Source organism: Agathobacter ruminis (assembly GCF_002735305.1).
GTDB lineage: Bacteria > Bacillota > Clostridia > Lachnospirales > Lachnospiraceae > Roseburia > Roseburia ruminis.
The window spans coordinates 1-1,947 of record NZ_PDYG01000086.1 but is presented as its reverse complement, the minus strand read 5'-3'; the positions used below and the strand labels follow the sequence as shown (position 1 = coordinate 1,947).

Below are 1,947 nucleotides of genomic sequence, written 5' to 3'. Positions count from 1 at the left end.
GCTTGACCAATGGTTAGGCATTAAAGTTTGTAAGAGATGTGAATGTATGAAGTTTTGAAGATATAATTGAGAGGACGCTGTTTAAGCGTCTTTTTTATTTTGGAATTATCGAAAGAAATCCCGCTTCCTTTATTTGGAAGCGGGATCTTTTTATTTCTCAGTATTTTCTTTGCTCTTTTCTTCGGCTTCTTTCATTGCTTTGTCATATTCATCATTACTGATTTCAGTATAAAATGATGTTACCAGATGACCATGAGAAATATAAAGTGGAAGAGCATCGCTGTCGTTTAAAGTAACAGTCAATGTATTGTCTGCATTGCGCTTGTAAGTGCCATCTACAACGGTCCATTTACGACAATCTTTTGCTTCGCCGTGTGTCAAAGTGTAGGTTCCATCTTTGCGGAATTCGTATTGATATCCATATCCGGCTGCGTCTACACGTGATACAGTTGCATCGAATGTATCATCATCCGGGATTTCATCGCCGGAACAAATGTTGCTTTCAAAGAAGATGAAATTGCCTTCTGCCAAAAGTTTTACTTCTGCACTGGAAGAACTATAAGAACTTTGATAGCTTGTGGTGATGACATTTTTGTCTACGGTGTAAGTTCCCTGAGCCATGGAACTGGTTCCGGTCTTCATTTCGTAGCTGCCGTTGGAAGCAAAATTGATGAATGTGTCGGATGCTGTTGGATACATGCCGGTGTGTGCACAGTAATGCTCCTTCACCGTGATATCCTCATCACTAATCCAATCGCTGACATCGACAGTTTCAGCAGTAATCCGTGTCATCTTCTCGCGTATGGCAAAGAACAAGCCGATTCCAATCGCAATCACCATCGCTCCGACTACGGACCATAGGATAACATATCCAGTTTTTTTCATTTTAAAAACCTCTCTAAACATCTATATTTGTGTGCTTTGTGCATCACAAATAACATTATATCACTTTAAAAAAGAAATATCTGTGAAATAGCAAAATTGGGAATAAAGTACCATTGAAATGTATTCTTATTTTTAGTAAACTATCATAGTGTCGTGAGAGCGACAGAACAGAATAGGGGATTGGTCAAATGGTATGATAGGGGTCTCCAAAACCTTTGGTGGGAGTTCGATTCTCTCATCCCCTGCTATAGAAAAGCCTTGGATATTTAGTTCCAAGGCTTTTGTTCTATCTTCTTATTTATTCTTCTGTAAATGATAATATTTTTTGATACTGATCTTCCGTTAGGCTTATCGCATACTGTTGCATATCTAAGCGAAATAGGAAAAGTAAATCTTTGGATTCTGCAACATAGACATAATAATCGGAATCCAATGTGAATTTTAGATTGGTTTTGATATGATCTTCGTTCATAGCAATGGATGGGAAGTTTTTCTTATCTAACATTCCTGTAATCATTTCTTTGAAAGTAGAAATTTCTTCCTGATTCAGTGATGTAGTTTTTCCGTTATACTCAGCTGTAATAGAAGCGGATTGCTTAATTGCCTGATATATTTTTTGTGGATCTGCTTTTGGACGATTTGCATTTTGCAATTGTACAATTATCAAGCAAATAAAAAATATAACTAATAGGATACAAGCGGCACATAGAAATAATTTGTTCCTTTTTAACATATGTTTTTCTCCATTCAAGTTTATATATAGACCACACCATCAATATAAGCACTATTTATGTATACTATTTTTTGGGTATACCAGCCACAATTTGCTTTTATAAAAGTAAAATTTCCAACTGCTGATGGCTTAGAGTAAGCGGTGTAGTGTAGATATCCTACTCCAACTTTTCAAAACAACCTTCCCTCTGTAAATACATTAATTTGAAACAATGTGATTATAACATTATGAAGGGCGTGGAATCCATAAGCAATTAGTTGTATTGTAATTAAATTATTATAGAATATTTTTGCTGAGAATCGGTTAAAAAGGACTATTTTTTTTTTTTT

At 35.5% G+C, this 1,947-nt stretch carries 2 protein-coding genes and 1 tRNA gene; 1 reads left to right on the top strand and 2 read right to left on the bottom strand.

The features are described 5' to 3' along the window. Positions 1 to 150: 150 nt before the first annotated feature. Positions 151 to 885 (bottom strand): hypothetical protein, encoded by a 735-nt coding sequence (locus CSX02_RS09955; protein ID WP_031543892.1) that lies wholly within the window; start codon positions 883 to 885, stop codon positions 151 to 153. A 174-nt stretch (positions 886 to 1,059) separates the two neighbouring features. Between CSX02_RS09955 and CSX02_RS09950 the strand changes: the two genes are divergently transcribed. Beyond that, positions 1,060 to 1,130: transfer RNA gene (locus CSX02_RS09950), tRNA-Trp, on the top strand. 53 nt (positions 1,131 to 1,183) lie between these two features. On the opposite strand, the gene CSX02_RS09945 is transcribed toward CSX02_RS09950, so the two are convergent. Beyond that, positions 1,184 to 1,618: a hypothetical protein gene (locus CSX02_RS09945; protein WP_099386581.1), complete on the bottom strand. Its 435-nt coding sequence runs from the start codon at positions 1,616 to 1,618 to the stop codon at positions 1,184 to 1,186. Positions 1,619 to 1,947: the final 329 nt, after the last annotated feature.

Bases quoted from the DNA above. Each gene is read 5' to 3' on its own strand.
- CSX02_RS09955 (WP_031543892.1), bottom strand. From the start codon at position 885: ATGAAAAAAACTGGATATGTTATCCTATGGTCCGTAGTCGGAGCGATG.
- CSX02_RS09945 (WP_099386581.1), bottom strand. From the start codon at position 1,618: ATGTTAAAAAGGAACAAATTATTTCTATGTGCCGCTTGTATCCTATTA.